This window comes from Vagococcus penaei, from assembly GCF_001998885.1.
Classification (GTDB): domain Bacteria; phylum Bacillota; class Bacilli; order Lactobacillales; family Vagococcaceae; genus Vagococcus; species Vagococcus penaei.
In genome coordinates, this window is record NZ_CP019609.1 from 2,083,484 (window position 1) to 2,107,239 (window position 23,756).

General features: G+C 35.0%; 20 protein-coding genes. 11 read left to right on the plus strand and 9 right to left on the minus strand.

Features of this window, described 5'->3' with window-relative positions; translation table 11 throughout:
- Positions 1–876, plus strand: a complete 876-nt coding sequence (locus tag BW732_RS09955; RefSeq protein ID WP_077276588.1) for a sulfite exporter TauE/SafE family protein — start codon at positions 1–3, stop codon at positions 874–876.
- 22 nt (positions 877–898) lie between these two features.
- Complete coding sequence (locus BW732_RS09960) at positions 899–1,882, plus strand: ornithine cyclodeaminase family protein (RefSeq protein WP_077276589.1); 984 nt, start codon at positions 899–901, stop codon at positions 1,880–1,882.
- A gap of 50 nt (positions 1,883–1,932) precedes the next feature.
- Here the strand turns inward: BW732_RS09960 and BW732_RS09965 are convergent, their stop codons facing one another.
- Positions 1,933–4,359 (minus strand): transglycosylase domain-containing protein, encoded by a 2,427-nt coding sequence (locus tag BW732_RS09965; protein ID WP_228414935.1) that lies wholly within the window; start codon positions 4,357–4,359, stop codon positions 1,933–1,935.
- A gap of 173 nt (positions 4,360–4,532) precedes the next feature.
- On the opposite strand from BW732_RS09965, the gene BW732_RS09970 reads away from it, so the two are divergent.
- The 6 genes from BW732_RS09970 (at position 4,533) to BW732_RS09995 (ending at position 11,289) form a co-directional block, all read left to right on the plus strand.
- Positions 4,533–5,432 carry a deoxyribonuclease IV gene (locus tag BW732_RS09970; protein WP_077276590.1) on the plus strand — a complete coding sequence of 300 codons (900 nt, stop codon included), beginning with the start codon at positions 4,533–4,535 and terminating at the stop codon, positions 5,430–5,432.
- 86 nt (positions 5,433–5,518) lie between these two features.
- On the plus strand, positions 5,519–5,764 hold the full coding sequence (locus BW732_RS09975) for a YneF family protein (protein ID WP_077276591.1): 246 nt from the start codon (positions 5,519–5,521) through the stop codon (positions 5,762–5,764).
- Positions 5,765–5,865: 101 nt separating this feature from the next.
- Positions 5,866–7,620, plus strand: a complete 1,755-nt coding sequence (locus BW732_RS09980; RefSeq protein WP_077276592.1) for an ABC transporter ATP-binding protein — start codon at positions 5,866–5,868, stop codon at positions 7,618–7,620.
- Positions 7,617–9,416, plus strand: coding sequence for an ABC transporter ATP-binding protein (locus BW732_RS09985; protein ID WP_077276593.1), 1,800 nt, complete (start codon positions 7,617–7,619; stop codon positions 9,414–9,416). Before BW732_RS09980 ends, BW732_RS09985 begins: the two co-directional genes overlap by 4 nt.
- A gap of 21 nt (positions 9,417–9,437) precedes the next feature.
- Positions 9,438–10,862, plus strand: coding sequence for a SulP family inorganic anion transporter (locus BW732_RS09990; protein WP_077276594.1), 1,425 nt, complete (start codon positions 9,438–9,440; stop codon positions 10,860–10,862).
- A gap of 112 nt (positions 10,863–10,974) precedes the next feature.
- Positions 10,975–11,289, plus strand: a complete 315-nt coding sequence (locus tag BW732_RS09995) for a hypothetical protein (protein WP_077276595.1) — start codon at positions 10,975–10,977, stop codon at positions 11,287–11,289.
- A 36-nt stretch (positions 11,290–11,325) separates the two neighbouring features.
- On the opposite strand, the gene BW732_RS10000 is transcribed toward BW732_RS09995, so the two are convergent.
- The 5 genes from BW732_RS10000 to BW732_RS10020 all read right to left on the minus strand — a co-directional run bounded on the left by BW732_RS10000 (position 11,326) and on the right by BW732_RS10020 (position 15,415).
- Positions 11,326–11,859: a hypothetical protein gene (locus BW732_RS10000; protein ID WP_077276596.1), complete on the minus strand. Its 534-nt coding sequence runs from the start codon at positions 11,857–11,859 to the stop codon at positions 11,326–11,328.
- A complete protein-coding gene (locus tag BW732_RS10005; RefSeq protein ID WP_077276597.1) occupies positions 11,846–12,289 on the minus strand; it encodes a DUF4430 domain-containing protein in 444 nt (147 codons plus the stop codon). Before BW732_RS10005 ends, BW732_RS10000 begins: the two co-directional genes overlap by 14 nt.
- A 154-nt stretch (positions 12,290–12,443) precedes the next feature.
- On the minus strand, positions 12,444–13,181 hold the full coding sequence (locus BW732_RS10010; protein WP_077276598.1) for an amino acid ABC transporter ATP-binding protein: 738 nt from the start codon (positions 13,179–13,181) through the stop codon (positions 12,444–12,446).
- Positions 13,178–14,689 (minus strand): amino acid ABC transporter substrate-binding protein/permease, encoded by a 1,512-nt coding sequence (locus BW732_RS10015; RefSeq protein ID WP_126844053.1) that lies wholly within the window; start codon positions 14,687–14,689, stop codon positions 13,178–13,180. Before BW732_RS10015 ends, BW732_RS10010 begins: the two co-directional genes overlap by 4 nt.
- A 288-nt stretch (positions 14,690–14,977) precedes the next feature.
- The gene (locus tag BW732_RS10020) at positions 14,978–15,415 is read right to left on the minus strand and encodes a GNAT family N-acetyltransferase (RefSeq protein ID WP_077276599.1); all 438 of its coding nucleotides are present in this window, start codon (positions 15,413–15,415) and stop codon (positions 14,978–14,980) included.
- 65 nt (positions 15,416–15,480) lie between these two features.
- Between BW732_RS10020 and BW732_RS10025 the strand changes: the two genes are divergently transcribed.
- Positions 15,481–16,398 carry an alpha/beta hydrolase gene (locus BW732_RS10025; protein WP_077276600.1) on the plus strand — a complete coding sequence of 306 codons (918 nt, stop codon included), beginning with the start codon at positions 15,481–15,483 and terminating at the stop codon, positions 16,396–16,398.
- A 292-nt stretch (positions 16,399–16,690) separates the two neighbouring features.
- A complete protein-coding gene (gene alaS / locus BW732_RS10030) occupies positions 16,691–19,336 on the plus strand; it encodes an alanine--tRNA ligase (protein ID WP_077276601.1) in 2,646 nt (881 codons plus the stop codon).
- 180 nt (positions 19,337–19,516) lie between these two features.
- On the opposite strand, the gene BW732_RS10035 is transcribed toward alaS, so the two are convergent.
- Complete coding sequence (locus BW732_RS10035; protein ID WP_077276602.1) at positions 19,517–21,319, minus strand: sensor histidine kinase; 1,803 nt, start codon at positions 21,317–21,319, stop codon at positions 19,517–19,519.
- Positions 21,320–21,371: 52 nt separating this feature from the next.
- Here BW732_RS10035 and BW732_RS10040 point away from each other — a divergent pair, with 52 nt between their 5' ends.
- Positions 21,372–22,082: a response regulator transcription factor gene (locus tag BW732_RS10040; RefSeq protein WP_077276603.1), complete on the plus strand. Its 711-nt coding sequence runs from the start codon at positions 21,372–21,374 to the stop codon at positions 22,080–22,082.
- Here BW732_RS10040 and citG read toward each other — a convergent pair.
- Both citG and BW732_RS10050 read right to left on the minus strand, forming a co-directional pair.
- The gene (gene citG, locus BW732_RS10045; protein ID WP_077276912.1) at positions 22,079–22,918 is read right to left on the minus strand and encodes a triphosphoribosyl-dephospho-CoA synthase CitG; all 840 of its coding nucleotides are present in this window, start codon (positions 22,916–22,918) and stop codon (positions 22,079–22,081) included. The genes BW732_RS10040 and citG overlap by 4 nt on opposite strands.
- Positions 22,919–22,949: 31 nt before the next feature.
- Positions 22,950–23,645 carry a GntR family transcriptional regulator gene (locus tag BW732_RS10050; protein WP_077276604.1) on the minus strand — a complete coding sequence of 232 codons (696 nt, stop codon included), beginning with the start codon at positions 23,643–23,645 and terminating at the stop codon, positions 22,950–22,952.
- Positions 23,646–23,756 lie beyond the last annotated feature (111 nt).

The following is a 23,756-nucleotide window of genomic DNA, read 5'->3' on the forward strand; positions in this document are numbered from 1 at the left end:
ATGTTTAAAGCAGTTTTGTTAGGATTAATTGTTTTAGTCAATTTGAGTTTTTTAATTATTTTTATTAAAGATTTAATGAGTCATAAGCAAGAATTAAAAGAAGAACCAGCGAGTAGCAAAGGTTTGCCATTTTCATCATTTATTATCTTTTTCTTATCAACCTTTGGTATTTCCGATTTTGCAATAGGTACAGTACTCTATCCTAAAATGAAATGGGTGAGTATGAAGAAACTACCTGGAACACTAAATACACAATGTGTTATTCCAGTAGCGACAATGGCATTATCTTATATTTCTTCGATTGATGTAGGTGTTAAAACATTAGTTGTCTGTATCGTGGCTCAGGTTATCGGTGCTTATATTGGACCACGTTTTGTTGTTAAATTACCAGAACGCACCATTAAATTGTTTGTTGGGTTTGGTTTAATTGTTGCTGCCTTCTTAATTTTTGCAGGTCAAGTAAATTGGATTCCATCAAATGGAACAGCAACTGAATTATATGGTATCAAATTAGTTATTACAGCATTATTATTATTTGCTTATGGTGCTTTGAATAATATTGGAATTGGGTCATATGCTTTAACAATGGTTACAGTTTATTTAATGGGAATGAATCCAATTGCAGCATTTCCAATTATGATGGGTGCTTGTACATTCTCAATCCCTGTTGGTAGTATTCAATTTGTTAAATTTGGTGAATACAGCCGTAAGATTACGCTATTTACATCAACTTTTGGTGTGTTAGGTGTATTGGTCGCAGTATTTTTAGTTAAGAGTTTGAACACATATATGTTAAAATGGTTAGTTATTATTGTATTACTTTATAGTTCATACACAATGTTAATTTCATTTGTGAATAAAAAAGTAAAAGCTTAAAAAAATTAGGAGGCTATTAATTATGTTAGTTTTAACTGCACAAGAAATCAAAGAATGTTGTTCTATGCGTCAAGCAATTGATGCAGATAAAGAGGCTTTAGGTCTGTATACAGCTCAAAAATCAATTGTCCCTTTACGGACAAATATTCCAGTAGAGACACAAAAAGGTCAAAGTTTATATATGCCAGCTTATGTTGGTGGTGCTGAAGAAGCATTAGGAATCAAAATAGTTTCAGTTTATCCAAATAATATTGAAAAAGGTCTACCAAGTGTGCCAGCGAGTATGGTTGTGATTAACCCAGAAACAGGTATTGTATCTGCAATTATGGATGGAACATACTTAACTCAATTAAGAACAGGTGCTGTTCAAGGCGCAGCAACTGAATTATTAGCTAGAAAAGATGCTAAAATTGGTGCTTTAATTGGAACTGGTGGTCAAGCAGCGAGTCAATTAGAAGCGATGATTACAGTACGTGAATTAAGTGAAGTTCGAATTTTTGATATTGATTTTGAACGTGCGTCTTCTTTTGCCAAAACAATGTCTGAGCGTTTTGGAATTAATGCTATTCCAACTAAAACTGCTGAAGAATGTGTGACTGGAGCTGATATTATTACAACAGTGACTACATCAAGACGTGCAACCTTTAGTGCGGAATGGGTAAAACCTGGTGCACATATTAATGGCGTGGGCTCATATACACCAGAGATGTGTGAAATTCCGGTTGAACTATTACAAAAAGCCGATTGTATTGTGTTTGATACAATGGATGGCGTGTTACAAGAAGCTGGTGACTTTATTCATCCACTAGCAAATGGTGAATTAGAAGAATCTGCTATTACTGGAGAACTTGGTCAATTAGTGAACGGTGAGATAACTGGTCGAACAAGTGATGAACAAATTACAGTCTTTAAAACAGTTGGGTCAGCAGTATTAGACGTTTATGTTGCGAATCAAATCGTTAAAAATGCTGAAGCAAAACAATTAGGAACGGTTATTGAGATGTAAAAAAATCCTCTCTTTCATAATGAAAGAGAGGATTTTTTTTAGAAATTTACTTAATCATCGCGACTGTTATTTCGTGTTTCCCGTTTAGGTGGTGCGTTTCTTGGTGCGTTTTGTCGACGATTATCAGACGTTCGATTGTCGCTAGAAAAGAAAGAGCGCCAAGCGTCTTTATAGTTATCATCAGTTCCACCAATTCCAAAACGAAATTGTGTATCTTTTGCTTCATTACCGGCAGAGTATAAGCTAGTAACAGTTTTGCTACCTTTCATATCAATAGTTCCCATACCGTCAACTCGCAATGTATCAAGTTTTTCACCAGTAAAAGCCGAAACTGTTTCTTTTTTTACGGAGTTATCAAGTTTGAATTTTTCATTAACAGCAAAAATGTCAGGATTTCTTTCATAGACATAGGCTGTCATTAGTGCCCAATACTCCATGTTTTTCTTGTTCCACGTATCATACATTAGCGTATTATCATCATAACCAATCCAACTACTCATCGTAATACCAGGTGTTGAAGCAGTGAACCAGTAATCTTTTTGATCTTGAGATGTTCCCGTTTTTCCGACCCAATCTGCTCGTGCTAAGTCACGATTTGCGCGGTTTAATGTACTTCTAGCTTCTTGTCCTGTTCCATCATTAATCACATCACGCATTAAATCATTCATAATGGAAGCAGTTGAAGGTTTAAAGATTTCAATCGGATTTGCTTTATATTCATATACAACTTTTCCAGAAGAGTCCGTAATTTTATCAATTGAATAGCCTTTATTATAGACGCCTTTATTTGCCAAAGTAGCATAGGCATTAGTCTCTTCATAAACAGTTAAACCATGATCAGTTCCACCAAGAGCAATCGATTCACGAGAATATTCTTCAGGATTTAATCCAATGTCCATTTTATCAAAGTAATCTTTTGGGTTAGCTTGTTCAATTAAGTCGTCATAAAGATTGACTACAGGGATATTTAATGACCACTTTAAAGACTCACGAACTGATTTAAATGATTTAGAACCATAGTCTGAATAGTTTTTTACGGAATCATTATTATCACGATACTTCATCGGAAAATCGGATAACATGGTTTCTGATCCAATCAAGCCTTTATCAATGGCGGGTGCATAGGCCAAGATTGGTTTCATGGTTGAACCAGGTGAACGACGTGTTTGGAAAGCATGATTATTTTGGTTTTGATTATAATCACGACCACCAATAAAGCCGTAGATTCGCCCAGTTTGATTATCCATTAAAATACTACCTGTTTCTAATAGTTTCCCCCGACCGTCATCTAGTACATAACCGTAATTTTGAACGGCTTCTTGCATTGCATTGTAAATAGTTTGATCGATTGTTGAATGAACAGTATAGCCATTTTGACGAATTTCACGTTTAGCTAATTCAAAATATTGATTAAACAACTCAGGCGATTCATCAATCTGTTCAGCGGTTATTTTATCTTTTTCATAAAAAGTAGGCATCATCACGCGAGCGGCCTCATCGTACAAGTAATTATAAAGAAAACCAGAATCTGTATGATCAGGAGCAGCCGGTTTAATAAAATCTTTGGCTAAATCATATGCTAAAGCATCTTCATATTCTTGCTGATTAATTTTTTTCTCACGATACATATTAAATAAAACAATATCTTTCCGTTTTAATCCAGCTGTTACATCTTCTTTTAAAGAAGCTTCACCGGTGTATGGTGAATAATAAATAGGACTTTGTGGCAATCCAGCTAAATACGCAGCTTGTGGAAGATTGACATCTTTTGCATGAACGCCAAATATGCCTAGGGCCGCTTCTTCAATACCTGCAATATTTTCACCTTTGTTGTTTCGACCAAACGGTGAGACATTCAAGTAAGCTGTTAAAATTTCGGTTTTGGATAAGTGTTTTTCTAATTCTGTTGCTAAAATCATTTCAGAAGCTTTTCGTTTGTAAGATGTTTCATTCGTCAGTAATTGTTGCTTAATGACCTGTTGCGTGATGGTAGAACCACCTGAACCGCTACCGATTCCCAGTACATCAGAGACGGTTGCGCGAGCGACTGCTTTAGGAACAACCCCATGATGCTCATAGAAATTTTCATCCTCAGTTGAAATAAGTGCTTGTTTGATGAGAGGAGAAATATTTTTTTCATCTACTGGCGTTCTGACTAAATCAGATTTTATCACCGAAATTAGTTCGTCATTAGCATAGGTAATCTTTGATTGTTGTTCGATGTCATGAACTTTAGCTTTTAGAGTTTCGTCATCTGGAATGTCTAAGCGGTCAGTTAGAGCAGAAAAGTAGCCTAATCCAACGCCAACACCAAGAGAGCCCCCAGCTAAAATTAAAAAGATTAAAAATATAATGATTGAACGAATAACTCGGTAGACAACGTTAAATGTAAAGCTCGCAGATTCTTTATCTGCTTTGAAATTTATCAATTTTTTTTCATTAGATTTGCCCGTCGTTTTATCCTTGTTGTTAAACAAGTTATCACCTCTTTATTAAACTAAATATAAAACATTATAGCATTTTACCTTTATAATGCCTAGGTACGAGAATTTTCTTTTTCCCTACGTTAATGAAAAATTAAGCATCTAACTTGTCAGTTAAGGCGTCAAACGTTATTCTTGATAAAGAAACTTATGTCAGGAGAGATAGTATGTATTTAGGTTCTCACGTTAGTATGAATGGGAAAGAAATGTTATTAGGATCAGCAAAATTAGCCGATAGTTATGGAGCAAATACTTTTATGATTTACACCGGTGCGCCTCAAAATACACGCCGGAAACCAGTAGAAGAGCTAAATATTCCGCTTGGTCGGGATTATATGGAACAAACAAATATTGACTTAGGTAAAATTGTTGTTCATGCACCATATATTATTAATTTAGGCAATACAACTAAACCACAAAATTTTGGTTTTGCTGTGGATTTTTTACGTCAAGAAATTGAACGAGTAGAGGCAATTGGAGCAACACAAATCACTCTACATCCTGGCGCTCACGTCGGCGCAGGGGCCGATGTTGGGATTAACCAAATTATTAAAGGACTAAATGAAGTATTGCGTGCTGACCAAACGCCACAAATTGCTTTGGAAACAATGGCTGGAAAAGGAACTGAAATTGGACGATCATTTGAAGAATTGGCAAAAATTATTGATGGGGTGACTCACAATGATAAGTTATCGATTACATTAGATACCTGCCATATTAATGATGCTGGTTATAATGTTCGTGAAGATTTTGATGGGGTCTTGGAAGAATTTGATAAAATTATTGGTTTGGATCGGTTAAAAGTCATTCATGTTAATGATTCTAAGAATCCTCAAGGGTCACATAAGGACCGTCATGCCAATATTGGATATGGTACAATTGGCTTTGATGCGCTAAATTATATTGTGCATCATCCTCAACTTATTGAATTGCCTAAGATATTAGAAACACCTTTTGTTGGTGAGGATAAGAAAACGGCTAAAGCACCGTATAAACATGAAATTGCGATGTTAAAAAAACAAGAATTTAATCCTAATCTATTAGAAGATGTGTTTAACGAAAAATAAAAGAAAATGTATCTTTTCATTCGGCTGAAATTTTAGTACAATATGTAGTGTTGAGCTTATTTTAACTGGAGGAAGGAGTGTCAAACATGAATACAGGATTAGCAATCGTTTTAATTATTGTAGCTTTAGTAGCTGGTTTAGTAGGTGGTTTCTTTTTAGCAAAGAAAACTTTCGAAAATCAATTAGAGCAAAATCCTCCCGTTAATGAGGATATGTTACGTATGATGATGGCTCAAATGGGGCAGACACCATCTGAGAAAAAAGTACGTCAAATGATGCAAAATATGAAAAGCCAAAATTCTAAAGCGTCAAAAAGTAAGAAAAAGAAATAATTTGGTAACTAACATATTTGTAATCAATAGTTATGGGAATTAACTATGGAACGGGTGCGAATTGTCGCATCCGTTTTTGTTTTTTTGAAGGGAGAAAAAGTATGGACGTATTTAAAAAATTATCTTGGTTCTTTAAAACTGAAAAGAAGACCTACATTATTGGTGTTGGCTCGCTCGTTTTAGTCGCATTTATTCAACTTCTACCGCCACGTGTAATCGGGATAATCGTGGATCGTGTAGCTAACAACACGTTGACTTTACCCACGCTGATGATGTGGGTGGGTTTTTTAGTTGTTTCAGCAATGCTTGTTTATGGATTACGCTATTTATGGCGAACACATATCTGGGGTGGTGCTGCACGTTTAGAACAAACTATGCGTAAACGGTTGTTCCATCAATTTACGCAAATGGATCAGAATTTTTATCAAAAATATCGCACGGGAGATTTAATGGCTCATGCAACTAATGATTTGAATGCCATTCAAAATGTGGCAGGAGCTGGTATTTTAACTTTTGCTGATGCATTTATAACAGGGGCTATTACGGTAGTTGCCATGATTTTATTTGTTGATTGGCGTTTAACGTTAATGGCGTTAATTCCTTTTCCATTTTTAGCATTAATTTCAAGTAAATTAGGCAATAAATTACACGATGCTTTTAAAGAATCGCAAGGGGCTTTTTCAAAGTTGAATGATAAGACTCAAGAGACGGTTACTGGTATTAAAGTGATTAAAACCTTTGGGCAAGAAGAAGCAGAAATCAAAGATTTTCAAAAGAAAATTGATTATTCAATTGCAAAAAATAATCGTGTCAACTTTTTAGACGCAATGTTTGATCCCTTAATTGCTATTGTTATCGGTGTGTCTTATGTTGTGTCAATTATTATTGGTGGGAATTATGTTGTGAATGGTACCATTAGCATTGGGCAATTGGTGTCTTTCTTTAATTATATTGGCATGCTTGTTTGGCCAATGTTTGCGATTGGACGTTTCTTTAACGTCTTGCAAAGAGGTAATGCCAGTTATGATCGTGTACAGCAATTAATGGCAGAAAAGTCGAGTATTGTTGAAGACCAATCCGGTATTGATATACCAGCTAGTGGGGATTTGGAGTATAGAGTTGATTCGTTTACTTATCAGGGAGATGACTCAGAAAGTTTAAAAAACATTCATTTTACGTTAAAAGAAGGTCAAACATTAGGGATTGTTGGTAAAACCGGTGCTGGTAAAACTAGTATTTTACGTCTGTTATTAAGAGAATTTGACCATTATAAAGGCGAGATTCGTTATGGTGGTGATTCAATAAAGCATTATCGTTTAGATGCTTTATTACATGCAATTGGCTATGTTCCACAAGATCATTTTCTTTTTTCAATGACGGTACGCGACAATATTCGTTTTGGTGTACCCAAAGCAACGCAAACGAAAGTAGAAAATTTTGCTAATGAAGCAGCTATCCATCAAGATATTTTAGGTTTTCCAGAAGGTTACGATACATTAGTAGGTGAACGTGGGGTGTCACTATCTGGTGGACAAAAGCAACGTATTTCAATTGCACGTGCACTGATTATGGAGCCAGAATTGCTCATTTTAGACGATGCGTTGTCAGCTGTCGATGCGAAGACGGAAGAACAAATTCTATCTAATCTTAAAAATACGCGTCAAAATAAAACAACTATCATCAGTACCCATCGTTTAAGTAGTGTTATTCATGCAGATGAAATTATTGTGATTGATAAAGGACAAATCATTGAGCGTGGGACACATGAAGAACTAGTTGCACAACATGGTTGGTACAATAAAATGTATGAGTATCAGCAATTAGAGGAAAAAGTTGAAGGGGGCGTGACAGCATGAAAGAACAACCACAATCAGAATGGACCAAACAATTAACGTTAAAAGAACAAGTAAGTATTATTAAACGCTTGTTTACGTTTGCTAAGCCTTTTCGCTGGTATTTTCTTGGAGCGTTGACGTTTGCGGTAGTATTGGCTGTCATTAATATTCTCTTGCCTAAAATTTTACAAGTATTAATGGACAATCATTTGGAAACAAAAAACGCAACGACACAAACTATTCTTTATTTTGCTGCTCTATATGGTGTCGGTGTTTTGTTTAAAGCAATTGTTTGGTTTGGCCAGTGGATTCTTTATTTTAAAGGCTCGTTGCAGACGTATCAATCGATTCGTGTTAGACTATTCAATAAATTACAAACGATGGGCATGCGTTATTTCGATCAAACACCAGCTGGGTCCATTGTGTCGCGAGTGACAAATGATACGGAGACATTGTTTGAATTCTGGCTATTCTTCTTATTTATTATGACGGCCATTTTTGGGGTATTTGCTTCATTTGTTGCGATGTGGAGTATTAATCCGCAGCTTACTCTAATTAGCATGATTTTTTTCCCGATTTTATTAGTCATTATTTGGTATTACCAAAAATATAGTTCAAGGATTTACCGTGGGATGCGTGAACGCTTAAGTCATTTAAATACCAAGTTAAATGAATCAATTTCTGGTATGTCAATTATTCAAATATTTCGACAAGAAGAACGGTTAGAAAAAGAGTTTGCCGAAAGTAACGATGCCTATCTGGGATCACGTTATAGCATGATACGGACGAATTCATTACTATTAGCACCAATCATCAATTTACTTTTTGCGCTTGCGACAGCCGTAGTTTTAGGCTATTTTGGCATACTTTCATTTCAGTCGCCCGTTGAAGTTGGGATGATTTATGCATTTATTTCATATGTTCAACAATTTTTTAATCCAATGACTAACATGATGGATTCGTTAAGTGTTTTCCAAGATGGCTTAGTTGCTGGTGGACGAATCATTAAAATTTTAGATCACGAAGAATTAACGCCACAGCAAAATCCAGGTGCGGATGCAACTATAACAAATGCTAAAATTGAATTTAAAAATGTATCCTTTTCTTATGATGGTACACATAACGTTTTAGATGATATTAGTTTTGTCGCTAATCCAGGAGAAACAGTTGCGCTCGTTGGCCACACTGGAAGTGGAAAAAGCTCAATTATTAATGTCCTGATGCGTTTCTATGAGTTTTATGATGGACAAATTTTAATTGATGATGTGGATATTAAAGATTACTCGATGACGGAATTAAGAGAAAAATTAGGACTGGTTTTGCAAGATGCTTTTATGTTTTATGGTGATATCTCTAGCAATATTCGATTATTAAATCAAGAAATCACAGACGAACAAATTATTGAAGCGGCAAAATTTGTTCAAGCGGATAAATTTATTGAGACACTACCCGGTAACTATCATGCAAAAGTTCTTGAAGGTGGGTCAAGCTTTTCAAGTGGTGAACGACAGTTAATTTCTTTTGCAAGAACAATTGTAACGGATCCTAAAATTTTAGTTTTAGATGAAGCTACTGCAAACATTGATACTGAAACCGAGACTTTAATCCAGGAAGGATTACAACGAATGCGTTCTGGACGGACAACGATAGCAATTGCTCACCGATTATCAACGATTAAAGATGCGAACTTAATTTTAGTTTTAGAAAAGGGTCGAATTGTTGAACGGGGAACTCATGATGAATTGGTAGGGTATGGTGGTTTATATCATAATATGTATCAATTGCAAAACAATAAACAACAATTAGATAATGATTAATGGAGGTGTTTCTTCTTTATTATGCTATTAAGTTATAAAAAAAATGAATGGATTGGCAATATTAAACATGATATTTTCGGAGGACTTGTGACATCAGTCGCATTGATTCCAGAAGTGATTGGTTTCGCTATTGTATCAGGAGTAAACCCGATTACAGCTTTATTTGCTTCTGTTATTATGTTGGTTGTCACTTCTTTAACCGGTGGTCGTCCCGCGATGGTTTCAGCAGCAGCGGGTTCAATGGCGCTTGTAATGGTGACGTTAATTAAAACGCATGGTATTGATTACATGATTGCCGCTACTGTTTTAACAGGTATCATTCAAGTAGTTTTAGGCTATCTTAAAATTAACCAATTAATGCGTTTTGTGTCACCGCCAGTTATGGCTGGTTTTATTAATGCATTAGCATTACTCATTTTCATGGCACAGATTCAGCAACTTCATCAGGTGACCATAGTGACTTATCTAATGGTGATTGCTGCAATTGCTGGTATGTATATTCTTCCTCATATTACTCAAGCAATTCCTGCAGCCTTGATTATTATTGTCACGCTGACTGTTGGTACGACTGTATTTGGTTGGAATGTTCAAACAGTTGGTGCACTAGGCGACATGGCTGGGTCTGTTTCAGGTATTCATTTACCCAATGTACCGTTTACTATAGATACGCTAAGGATTATTTTACCAACATCACTCACACTGGCCTTGGTTGGTTTAGTCGAATCGTTATTAACGTTACCCATTGTTGATGAGATGACAGATAGTGTTGGCGATAGTCAACGAGAAGTTAAGGCTCAAGGTTTAGCCAATATTATGACTGGCTTTTTTGGTGGACCAGCTGGATGTGCAATGATTGGTCAAGCTGTTATTAATGTCAAATCAGGTGGTCGTGAACGCTTATCAACAGTGACAGCAGGTGGTGTGTTATTTTTATTGATTGTTTTCTTCAAAGACATCATGTTACAAATTCCAACACCAGCATTGATTGGTATTATGATTACCGTTGCTATTACAACATTTGATTTTAATAGTTTAAAACGTGTTAAAGAAGCACCGATGATTGAATCATTCACGATGTTTTTAACGATTGCAATTGTGCTTTATACTCATAATTTAGCTTTGGGCATTATTGTGGGTGTATTGGTTAGTATGATTGCTTTAGTCACGAAAATTTCTCAAGTTCAATTGAAAGTTTCTGGCCCGAAAATTGTGATTAAAGGTCAATTATTTTTTGCGTCAGTTGCGTCATTTAATGAAGAAATGGACACTATTTCACTTGATAATATTGATATCATAGATTGTCGCCAGTTACATATTATTGATAATTCTGGTGCAGATGCTTTACTAACTTGGCTAAATGAAAATAATCAAGCACTTGATAAAATTCAACATGTACAAACTAAATATTCACCGTTATTGAATAAATTAGCAGAGAAAAATGAATAATAAATAAAAAGCATTGGCTAGAGGTTTTATTGATCTAGTTGATGCTTTTATTTTGTGCTAGCTATTTGTTATAATGAAATGATAACGTTTTTATAGAAGGGAAGATAGATGTATGAAACGCATAATTTTTGACGAAATATTGCCACATTTTTCAGCTGAAAAAACATATCATGGAGATGGTTATTATCGAATTCGCCAAGTTGATGATCGCACCTATGAGCTGGCTTTTTTGGTGGCAGATGCTTGTGGGTCAACAAGTGTTCATCCGCAAATCACGCTTCGGCTAGAAAACAATGATTTAGTACCAACTAAGTTGATTGATATGGGGACGGCTCCGACTAAGTTTATTCAACGTGACATCACTAATGCGGCATGGTTAGATAATCAATTAGAGCAACTCATTAATCGATTTAAATCTGTTATCTAAAAAAACACTCGACAAGTGTATGACCGGTTTGGTATCTTACTTGTCGAGTGTTTTATTGTCTAATTTTTGCTGAATCTTGATAAAAATGGGTAGCATTACAGGTTCTAAAATGAGGTAAAAAAGCAAGTTACCTATAGCATGTAAAGTATCAAAAGGTAAACCTTGTAAATAATAAGGCCAGAAAACCTGAATACCAAAAAAAGGTGCCTGTACAAGTGAAATAATCAAACCGTACAGATAACCTAAAAAACCTGCAAACAAGGCTCTAATCAGCTTAGATGACCTTAAAAGTGGCTTGTGACATAAATGAATCAAGCCACATAGAGTTAGATAGGATAGAAGTTGAGCGATGGTCCAAATGCCCATACCTAAATAAATATTTGAAATAAATAGGCTGATAATAGCAACTAAACTACCAAAAGGAAAGCTCACAAAAAGTACACTCATCATGATAACATCCGTAAGGGGCTGGACATTAGGAATCCCTTGGAAGGCTAATCTACCAACAAATGAGGCTGCACTTATTAATGCGACAAAAGTGATAAAAGATAATGATTTATTTAAGTTCATTTAGACGCCATTCAATAATATCATTATTTTTAACATTGATATCTTTAGCGCCTTTATCGGCTTCTTTCCCATTGATGTAATACATCCAATATTTATTTTTAGCTTTATCTTGAGCTTTTCCATCAATTTCAGTTACAAAACCATTAGTTTCTTTAACCTCAAAATTTTCTTTTAATACGTCAAGAACAGATTGGTCAGAGTTCGCTTTAAGGTCTTCACTAATAATTTGTTTCCCATCTTCAATAAGACTCATTTTGATAGAAATATTATTGGTTTCGTCTGTTTTCACTGAGGAGTCTGTTGATTTTTTAGTTGATACTGTTGTTGAATGACTGGTTGATTCTATTGTTTTATTCTGTTCAGATCCACAAGCAGTTGTCACAAATAATAATGATAGGGTAGTTACTAATAACCAAAAATTTTTTTTCATAAAATAACCTCCAAATAATAGTCCTTCTTAGTGTACCGATATTTTATGTGAAAATCAATCACCGTTTTTTTTGAAATGACGTGATAAAGCTAACTAATTGAACATACAAATGACGCATGACTGTTTGTAAAAACAAACTGTCATGCGTCATTTATTACATATGTAAGACTTTATTTAAAAAGTCCTGTGTACGCTCATGTTTTGGATGATCAAAGACTTGCTCAGGGGTTCCATCTTCGATAAAATTCCCGCTTTCAATAAACATCACACGATTAGCGACTTCTTTAGCAAATCCCATCTCATGAGTAACAATAACCATAGTCATACCTTGTTCAGCTAAATCTTTCATAACATTCAGAACGTCCCCAACCATTTCTGGGTCTAAAGCAGATGTTGGTTCGTCGAAGAGCATGATATCAGGATTCATAGCTAAAGCCCGAGCAATCGCAATTCGTTGTTTTTGGCCTCCTGAGAGCGATTCGGGAAAGACATCGCGTTTATCGGCTAGTCCGACTTTATTTAATAATTCCATCGCTTTTACTTCTGCATCAGATTTTGAGAGTTTACCTAAATCAATGGGTGCTAACATAATGTTATCAATAACTGATAAATGAGGAAATAAATTAAAATGTTGGAATACCATGCCAATATGTTGGCGAATTTGGTTAATGTCAGTAGTTTTATCAGTTAAGTCTGCGCCATCAATAATGATTGAACCACCAGATATTTCTTCTAGTTGGTTTAAACAACGCAAAAACGTACTTTTACCAGAACCAGATGGGCCAATAATACAAACGACATCTCCTTTATTAATGGAAACATTGATATCGTTTAGAATCGTTTGATCACCGTATTTTTTAACGAGGTGTTCAACTAAAATTTTTTCGGTCATAGCTGTAATTTCCTTTCTAGCATTTTTCCGATTTGTGTTAAGAGTGTAATCAAGATTAAGTACATTAAGGCAATAACGAAGTAAACAAGTGTACTTTGCAAGTTACGAGCCACAATCATTTTACCTGCTTGTAATAACTCAATTAAACCAATGGCAGATAAAATAGTTGTATCTTTCAATGAAATCACGAATTGATTGACAAATGATGGAATCATGATTCTAAAAGCTTGTGGTAAGATAATTTTACGCATTGTTTTACCATAAGACAAGCCTAAGCTTCTTGAAGCCTCCATTTGTCCAGTTGGGACGGCCTTGATGCCTCCACGCACGATTTCAGAGATATAGGCACTGGCATTTAGAGTTAACGTAACAATTCCGGCAACAAAAACAGGGATATTAAATCCAAGGATACCTGGTAAACCAAAATAAATAAAGAAAGCAAGGACCATCAAAGGGATTCCTCGAATTAAGTCAACATAAATCATTGACAGACTACGTAGAATTTTATTTGCTGAAACGGACATTAAACCAAATAAAATACCAAGAATAGTTGCTAAGGCAAATGATAGAAAGGCTAACCAGATAGTCATCCAAAATCCTTTTAACAATCGTTGCCAGTTATTTTGCCACATACCAGCTAGCGTTGATTCGTCAATTTCAGCAGCTTTATCTGCTTTAGAAGGTTCATTAGTTTGGATATATGTTGCTAATAATTTGTCATAATCTCCTGATTTTTTCATATCAGTTAACGTCTGATTAAACATCGCTAGTAGTTCTGGATTGGTTCCTTTTTTTACAGCAAATCCATATTGTCCACCGGATTCCTTAGCGATAGGTGTTTGAATGTTTTGTCCTTTAGTAACACCATAGCCAATGACGGGATAGTCATCCATAATGGCTGCAACTTCGTTAATCTCTAATGCACTGAATAGCGCATCGGTTGTGTCAAGATAGACAATTGAATAGCCATATTTATCTTTGTTCTGCTCTAGAAAATCAGCACTAGAAGTTCCGATTTTAGCAGCAACTTTTTGACCTTTTAAGTCCTTGTAAGATGTAATGTCATCATTGCCCTTTTTAACAGCAATTTGTACACCACTATCAAAATAAGGCTCAGAAAAATCAAACGCTTTTTTACGTTCATCAGTTATAGTCATACCAGCAATGACACCGTCTGCTTGTCCTGATTCAACTGCTTGAACCGCCGAGCTAAAACCGATAAATTTAAACTCTAATTCAAATCCATGTTGTTTTGCGACAGCTTTCATTAAATCAACGTCAATACCTTCGTAATCACCTTGATCATTTTGATATTCAAAGGGAGCGTAGGTTGAGTCACTCGCAATAATATAAGTTTGCTTTTTAGGTGTGACTTGCTGTGAAGAGTGTTCCTCTGAGGCTTTATTTTCATCGGTTGCTAAAGCGACACTCGTATTAAATAAAACGGCCATGAAACTAATTGCTAGTAACATGAATATTTTCCCCGATTGTTTCATTTTTTTACACATAAACAAACTCCTTTCATAAATATTTGATAATTATATAATAAAAACACTTGTTATGACAAGTGTTCTAATTCATTGGTATAGTTTTAATTATATAAAACGAAGATAAAACAAACTTAATTTTTATTAAAAATATAGTGAGAGATTTATGAAAAAGAGTATCGAAACAGACTATTTTCATGAAAAAATATGACGTGCGAGAGTTTAATTTGAAAATCACTTTTTAAGCTAAAAAAAAATTAACTGATTTGTTATTGGTATAGTAGCTAAGTTGAATAGGCATGCATAATCTTAAGATAGTAGCCGCTTTTCTAATTTTGTGCAAAGAATGCCATCTTCCATGAAATCGTCACTACATACACTATAACCTAACTTTTTATAAAATGGGATGGCGTGTTTTTCACTATGAACGCAAGATTTTAGACAATTATTTAGTTGTCCTTGTTGCTCTAGCTCTCGAACGAGTTGTTGTCCAATTCCCTGTTGCCGATAGTCTATATGCACACATAATCGATCAAGGCGGAGTGTTTGAGCATCATCTTGTAGGTAGCGAGCAGTACCCACGGGCTTGTCATCATCAAAAATAACTAAATAAGTCATAGCGTCGCTATCTAATTCATCGAATTCTGCCTGTAATGGGATACCTTGTTCTTGAACAAAGACTTGCATTCTTAAATAGAAAGCAGCCGCTTTTATCCAAGCATGACGATTAAAATGACTGATTAACATAATAAATCCTCCTTTTAAATTCATTTAAATCAGTGTATCATAATGAAAAGAGTAGGAGTGGTGATGTGAAAAAAATTTTGGTAATTATCCTCGTTGTTATTGTTATAATAGTTGTTGGTGGCTTGGGATATGCCACAAATTATTTGTTCAATTATGCAATTGTTCCAGGTGAAAAAGATTTTCTTGCTAAACAAGATAACATACAACAGGAAAAAGAATGGAAATTTGCTCAAAAGAAGTTGACAGATGTCACTCTTAAAAGTCATGATGGGTTAACATTGAGTGGCACGTGGGTTAATCAAGAAAAAACAACAAAAAAAATTGCGATTGTGGCTCATGGTTATATGCAAAATGCTAGTACTATGGGGCAATATGCAGAACTTTTTTATCGTTTAGGTTATGATGTCCTTGTTCCAGATAATCGTGCACATGGAAAAAGTGAAGGGGAATATGTTGGTTTTGGTTGGTTAGATCGTTTAGATTACTTACAATGGATTGATGAGGTGATTCAAACTAAGGGCAAAGATTGTGAGATTGTTTTATTTGGTGTCAGTATGGGGGCAGCTACCGTTATGATGACAAGTGGTGAAAAATTGCCTAGTCAAGTGAAAGCTATTGTAGAGGATTGTGGGTATGACTCAGTCACTAATGAATTGGCTCACCAGCTAAAAGAAATGTTTCATATTCCAGCGTTTCCTTTAATTCCTTTAACATCGCTTTATACACAAATTCGAGCAGGCTATAGCTTTAATCAGGCTAGCGCTGTTAAACAGTTAGCAAACAATCACTTACCAACATTATTTATCCATGGTGATAAAGATAAGTTTGTTCCAACGTCAATGGTTTATAAACTATACGATGCTACAAAAGGGCCTAAAGAACTTATTATTTTTGAAGGTTCTGGTCATGCTAAGTCGTTAGCTGATCATCCAAAAGAATATGAAAAAGTGATTTCAAATTTTTTAAAGGACTATTTGAATTAATTACGCTTGCATCAGTTGACATCAGGCATAACATTACATATAATTTATGAGGTATGAAAGGATTAAAATTTGTCAGTAGTTGGTCTATTAGAGAGCTTTCTGGTCGGTGAAAAGAAAGCCCAATTTGATAAATTGCTCCCTTTTGGTAATGATAGATAATTATCACGCGTCGTCTGCGTTATCGACACTCAAGAGGTAATGACTGTTTAAGCATCATTGCAATCAAGGTGGTACCACGACTTATCGTCCTTGACTGCAGGGTGCTTTTTATATTTTTTTAGGAGGATACGACATGAAACAATTAACGAGCCAAGAAGTACGCAAAATGTATTTAGATTTTTTTAAAACTAAAGGCCATTCGGTTGAGCCTAGCGCATCATTAGTACCAATCGATGACCCAACATTATTATGGATTAATTCAGGTGTTGCTACATTAAAAAAATATTTTGATGGGACTGTTGTACCAGAAAATCCACGAATTACAAATGCACAAAAAAGTATTCGTACCAATGATATTGAGAACGTTGGAAAGACTGCTAGACACCACACAATGTTTGAAATGTTAGGTAATTTTTCTGTTGGTGACTATTTTAAAAAAGAAGCTATTCACTGGGCTTGGGAACTTTTAACGAGTGATGAGTGGTTTGCTTTAGATAAAGATCGCCTGTATGTGACTATTCATCCGGATGATACTGAAGCATTTCGTATCTGGCATGAAGAAATTGGTTTGCCAGAAGCGTCAATTGTTCCATTAGAAGATAACTTTTGGGATATTGGAGCGGGACCTTGTGGACCAAACTCTGAAATCTTTTTTGATCGTGGACAAGCTTATAATGATGTGGCAGAAGATGATCCGGAAAATTATCCAGGTGGTGAGAATGAACGCTACTTAGAAATTTGGAATTTAGTATTTTCTGAATTTAATCATACGGACAACAATGAGTACTTACCATTACCTCATAAAAATATTGATACGGGTATGGGATTAGAACGGATGGTCTCGATTTTCCAAGATGCTCCGACTAACTTTGAAACTGATTTATTCTTACCGATTATCCATGCAACTGAAGCAATGAGCCCAACACACAAATATGGTGAGTCTGCAACTGTCAATACATCATTTAAAGTCATTGCTGATCATATCCGTGCGGTGTCTTTTGCCATTGGTGACGGAGCATTACCATCTAACGAGGGACGTGGTTATGTTTTACGTCGATTAATCCGTCGAGCAGTTATGCATGGTAAAAAATTGGGAATCGATGAGGCTTTCTTGTACAAATTAGTACCAGTTGTTGGTGATATTATGGAAAGTTACTATCCTGAAGTGAATGAGAAACGTGATTTCATTGAAAAAGTGATTAAAACGGAAGAAGAACGTTTCCATGAAACAATTAATGATGGTTTACAAATTATTACTGATTTAATTACTGACTTGAAGGCTGGCAACAAGACCACACTAGCGGGTAAAGATATCTTTAAACTATATGATACTTATGGATTCCCAGTCGAATTAACTGAAGAGATGGCTGAAGACGAAGGCTTAACTGTTGATCATGAAGGTTTTGAAAAAGAAATGACTGCACAACGTGATCGTGCACGTTCAGCTCGAGTAAAAGAAAATTCAATGAATGTTCAATCAGCTTTACTAACTGATATTAAAGTCGTGAGTGAATTTGTGGGCTATAACGAACATGACACTGAATCGACCTTATTAGTTGCTATTCAGAATGATGCTGTAGTCAAAAAAGTAACTGAAGGTGACGCGCAATTAATTTTTGATAAAACACCTTTCTATGCAGAAATGGGTGGACAAGTAGCTGATAAAGGGACTATTTTAAATGCATCAGGTGATGTTGTTGCAACTGTAATTGATGTGAAAAAAGCTCCAAATGGTCAATCATTACATTTAGTAAATATTGTAGCACCTTTAATAGAAGGTGAAATTTATCACTTAGCGATTGATGAACAATTACGTCGCAAGATTACAAAAAATCATACAGCGACGCATTTATTGCATCGTGCGTTAAAAGATGTTCTTGGTGAGCATGCAAATCAAGCTGGATCATTGGTAGCACCAACGTATCTGCGTTTTGACTTCACTCATTTTGAACAAGTGACACCAACTGAATTAGCTGAAATGGAACGTCAAGTAAACGAAAAAATTTGGGCTAGTCTTCCTGTCGTGACAGTTGAAACAGATATTGATTCAGCAAAAGAAATGGGTGCGATGGCACTCTTTGGTGAAAAATATGGTCATGACGTACGTGTCGTGAATGTTGGTGATTATTCGATTGAACTATGTGGTGGTGTTCATGTAACTAATACTAGTGATATTGGTATTTTTAAAATTACATCAGAATCAGGTATCGGAGCTGGCGTTCGACGAATTGAAGCGGTAACTAGCCAAGAAGCATTTGAAGCTTTACACGCAGAAGAAAGTCGCTTAAAAGCTGTTGCTAAATTAGTTAAGGCACCACAATTAAAAGAAACTGTTGCGAAAGTCGAACAGTTACAAGAACAACATAAAGAGTTACAAAAAGAAGTCGAGCAATTAGCGGCTAAATTAGCTAACCTTGAAGCTGCTGATATTTTTGAAAAAATTGAAACGATTGGTGACATTAAAGTAATTGCTCAACAAGCCTCTGTCAAAGATATGAACCAGTTACGTCAGTTGGCTGATCAATGGAAACAAAAAGCTTTATCAGATGTTTTAGTTTTAGGAATTGTGGCTGATGATAAAGTTAATTTATTAGTAGCTATGACAAAAGAAATGAATGCTCGTGGCTTAAAAGCTGGCGATTTAATTAAAGTTATCGCACCAAAAGTTGGTGGTGGTGGCGGTGGTCGTCCTGACATGGCTCAAGCTGGTGGTAAAAACCCAGCTGGTATGGCAGATGCACTAGCTGAAGTTAAAACTTGGTTGGCTGAAAAAAATTAATGCTGATTCTTGAATGACTGATTAAAGACCTGACTTATTTTACTTTTGAAATAAGTCAGGTCTTTTAATTGTCATTAATAATAGATGTTTTTAAACGGATATTACAGTGAATTTGTGAAAAAAGTATTGTAAAAAAACAAGGTGATTTGACAAAATATAAAATTAGTCATATGATTAATTTTATTGAATTGGTATACCTATGATGAAAGCCGTTCCTTTTTCTGAACTCTCGACATCTAAAATCCAATCATTTTTTTTCGTCATTGATGAAATAATGAAAAGTCCTAAACCAGTCCCATTCTCATCACTTTTGGTTGTAAAAAAGGGTGTGAACATTTTTTGTTCAATTTCTTTTGGAATACCTGGCCCTTTATCAATTACTCGAATTAAAGCGAAATCCTTTTCTTGATACGCATGTGAATGGTTTTGGAAAATAGCTAGTTGCTCCTCGCTAGCTATTTCAATAGTGACACAAATGTATGGATTAATTATTTGAGCTTGGAAAGCATTGGTAATTAGATTGTATAACACAACTTCTAAGTCACTTTTTTCAAAATAGGCAGACAGCTGTTGAGGAGTTGAACCAGACTTAAATTCAATATTTGCCGATAGTAGCATTCGCATGGTAGTAACTGCTTCACAGACAACAGCTTGAATGTCATTAATGGTCTTTTTACTAGAATTAACCGTCGTAAAGCGTAGTACGTTAGCGGCAAGCTGTTGGCCTTTTTCAGCTGCTTGATAAACTTCGTCTAATTCAGTGACTAAATCGGGATTTTCTTGATAATCATCGATTAGTAATTGTAAATTACCAATCATTGGTGTTAGAAAGTTGTTCATATCATGAACAATAGTTGTTGTTAATAACCCAACCGTTTCTAATTTTGATTTTTGTAAGAGATTTTTTTCAGTTTCGTGTTTTTCATGTAAAGCTTGTTGTCGCTCAATTAATTTTAAGTTTTCTAAGTAAATTTTATTGCGCTTATTGTAAGAATGGAAACTCAAGCCTAATAAAATAATGATGGCAAGTAAAATAGCTAATAAGCCTAAGATAATTAAGTTTTTTTGTAAAGCATAACCATTCTTTTCATAGAAATCAGATGAACTAGCTACAATCCATTCGGTATCACCAAGAGTCATCCATTCATAAGCTGAAATCTTGAGAACTTTTTCTGGTTCTTCTTCAGTCCACCAATAGGAATAGTAACTAAGTGTCCCTTTTTTATTGGAACTTTGGACTTTCTCTAGATTTTCTAAATCTTTAAAATCTCGTTCTGGAAATTTTTCTTTACGGTCTTCAACAATATCTAATCCCACTTGATCAAGCGAAGGATGCATGACAACTTTCATGTTGCGATTTTTAATCATGGTATAACCTTTTTGATAGCCTTGACTACCAAATTCTAGTTGATAAAGATTTTCTAAATTAATTGGCAGGACTAGGATAGATATGACTTGGTTTTGTTCATTAACGATTGGTCGGTAGAGATTAAGAAAAGACTGATTATTGTTGAAATATGCCTCCCCGTTTTGGTTGATATCCCCTTGTAATGCGAGCTTAAATTTAGGGTCTTTAGTTAATAAGTGTAAGTCATTTTGTTTAGTAGGCATGAGTTGATAATCTTTAAATTTCCAACCTGATAATAGTGTTCCTTCAGGTGATAAGAGATACAAACCTGTAGCAACTGATGATGGATAATGAAACTTTTGTTTAATTTTTTCAGTTTGTGTTAAATCGGTTAGTTGTCCATCATTGACTAAGTCCGATGCGTAGTCTTCCAAAGCTAAACTGTAGGATTTGATTTCTAATGTAAGAATTTTAATTGCTGAGTCATTAATCTTTGATAGTTGATTTTCCCCCATTTTAATGGCATGTTTTTGGGTACTAAAATAGCTGTTTGCAGTAATGACGATACCTAAGATAGTTAGAATGACAACGCTAACAATACCAGTTTTTAATAATTTATTTGAAGGTTTTATCATTCAGAAGACTCCTTTTGATGATAATAGAATATATAATGATGGAGGAAACCTAATGCGTAATGAAAAAATTTTAATTGTTGACGATGATCCGGCAATCCGCCGTCTAATATGGAAATCACTGCAAGCAACAGGTATTTTAATTTACCAAAGTGAGTCGGTTGAAAAAACGATTGATATTATGACACGGATTGAGTTTGATTTATTTTTATTAGATATTACTTTAGAGCATGAAAATGATGGTTATTATTTGGCACAAACAATTCGTGAAGAGTATCCACTTGTTCCAATTATGTTTCTAAGTGGTAAAAAAAGTGAGGAAGATATAGTGACAGGTTTAGAAATGGGTGTTGATTATTATATTACTAAGCCATTCTCACCAAATTTACTGAAAGCACAAGTTGTTGCTACCCTAAAAAGAGGAAAGGTTGTTAAGGCCTACCAAAGTCAGCCTAAAGTTACTAAAATTACAATTGGTGATTTTGAATTTGATAAATCACGGTATCAATTATACAAAAAAGAAAAATTGATTAAACTTTCTTCTAAAGAAACAAAGTTAATGCAATTTTTCATGGAAAATCCTGATCAAGTTTTTTCAAAAGAACAGATTTATCAAAATGTATGGGACGATAGTGAATTAGATGCAAATACGATTATGGTTTTTATCAGTCATTTACGTAATAAAATAGAAGATGACCCGAAAAAGGCTCGTTACATTAAAACTGTTTGGGGCATCGGATATACTTTTTTGCCTAACGGTGATTAAAATAAGTCCTCTAATTGCGCAAAGAAAATGCCCAATACTAATAAATCTGCCGTTCCTCCAGGACTTAAATGTCGTTCAATCAGTACCTGGTCATATCTTGTCAGTTCATCAAGTAATGCTTCTTTTGTGAGGTTGGCTTGATGAATTTTTTTTGTTTCTATTTTAATTTGTTCCCAAGCATCAATCCCTCCACGATGAAGCAAATTACCATCTTCAACTTCGCTCATTAAAAATACAAGAGCACGTAAGAGCAATTCTTCTTTGCTGTATAGTGTCGAGTAGTGTCTTAAAAATGGTAAAAGCAGTTGAGACAAACTCGGGTAACCAGCTGCGGCTTCTCCACGAATACCGGTAATGCCATGTGTTAAATAAAGTTTTTCACCATGTGTTAGAGTTGATTTATGACTTAAATCCTGAAAATCATATTCAATCAAATGGTTAGTTAAGTGACCTGCTTTTGATAAAATTTGCTCAGTGTCAGTTTTTGTTAAAGGTAAGCTAGTTAGTTGATTTTTTTTAACATGAAGGCCGGTAGCTCCGAGTAAGACTGCTAAAGAAAAATTTGCTCCTTTATGCGTATTAACGTTATGTGTGGCAGTTAACATAGCTTTTTCAGCTAAAGCCCCAACTTGTCTTAAATGTTGAAATAAATCAGTATCTGATCCCGTATGTTGAAATCCAATGTTAAAATAGCTTTTAAAGTACGGAGTTAAGCTCACAATACTATCAATGAACGTAAAAAAATCCATATCTTTGTGTGCACCATTTGAGTAACGATCAACCAAACCAGGTTTTGGGCTGAGTGATACTTCATAGAGTAAAGCTTTTTCAGCCATTTGTGCGATAGGCTGAGAAAGAGTAGTGTCATTAGTCAATTTGTCGACGCTCCATTTCTAATACGATAAACTTCAATGACCGATCAAGATGTTCATGGGTAATGGATGTAATTTGTTCAAGATTGTTAGTCTTCATACCATGATAGATTAGCCAGTGCTCCTGAAGTGCTCGTTCTCTACGTTCAGTTGAACGAATAGCGATGTCTCTGAAATAAACAAGATAGGCTTGTAAATCTAGTACAATTTCTCGTAGTCGTGGCATTTGACTTTTTTCATAGATAAACGCATTAAAATCAGCAAAATTTTTCAGAACATCATCAATTTTATCTTCTTGACTAAGTTGTTCGCCCCGTTTAATTAATACTTTTAAGTCATTGAAATCACTTTCCGTCATATGTGTCATCGCTTTCACAGCAGCCAAAGTATCCAAGGATTTACGGATATCATAGATTTCATAAGCGTCCTTAATACGAATACCTTTGACAACTATGCCGACTTTTGGTACATGAACCACTAAATTTTCATTGACCAATTGTTTCATTGCAAGACGAATGGGGGTTCGACTGATATTTAGTTCTTCGGCAAAGACTTTTTCATTAATTCGAGTACCCGCAGGAATGTCCCCTAAGATGATTGTTTTACGAAAGGCTTCATACATCAGAACATTTAAAGTTTTATTCTGTGATAAATCTAAATGCTTTCTTACAGCCTCAACAGTTTTACTCATTACGTCACCTCTATTCTTTTTTATGCATTGAAAGTATATCCTAGACTATAAATTTTTTCAATCTTTAAAAAAAATTGTTTAAAAAACTTAAATAAAAAGGAGCCATCGTCG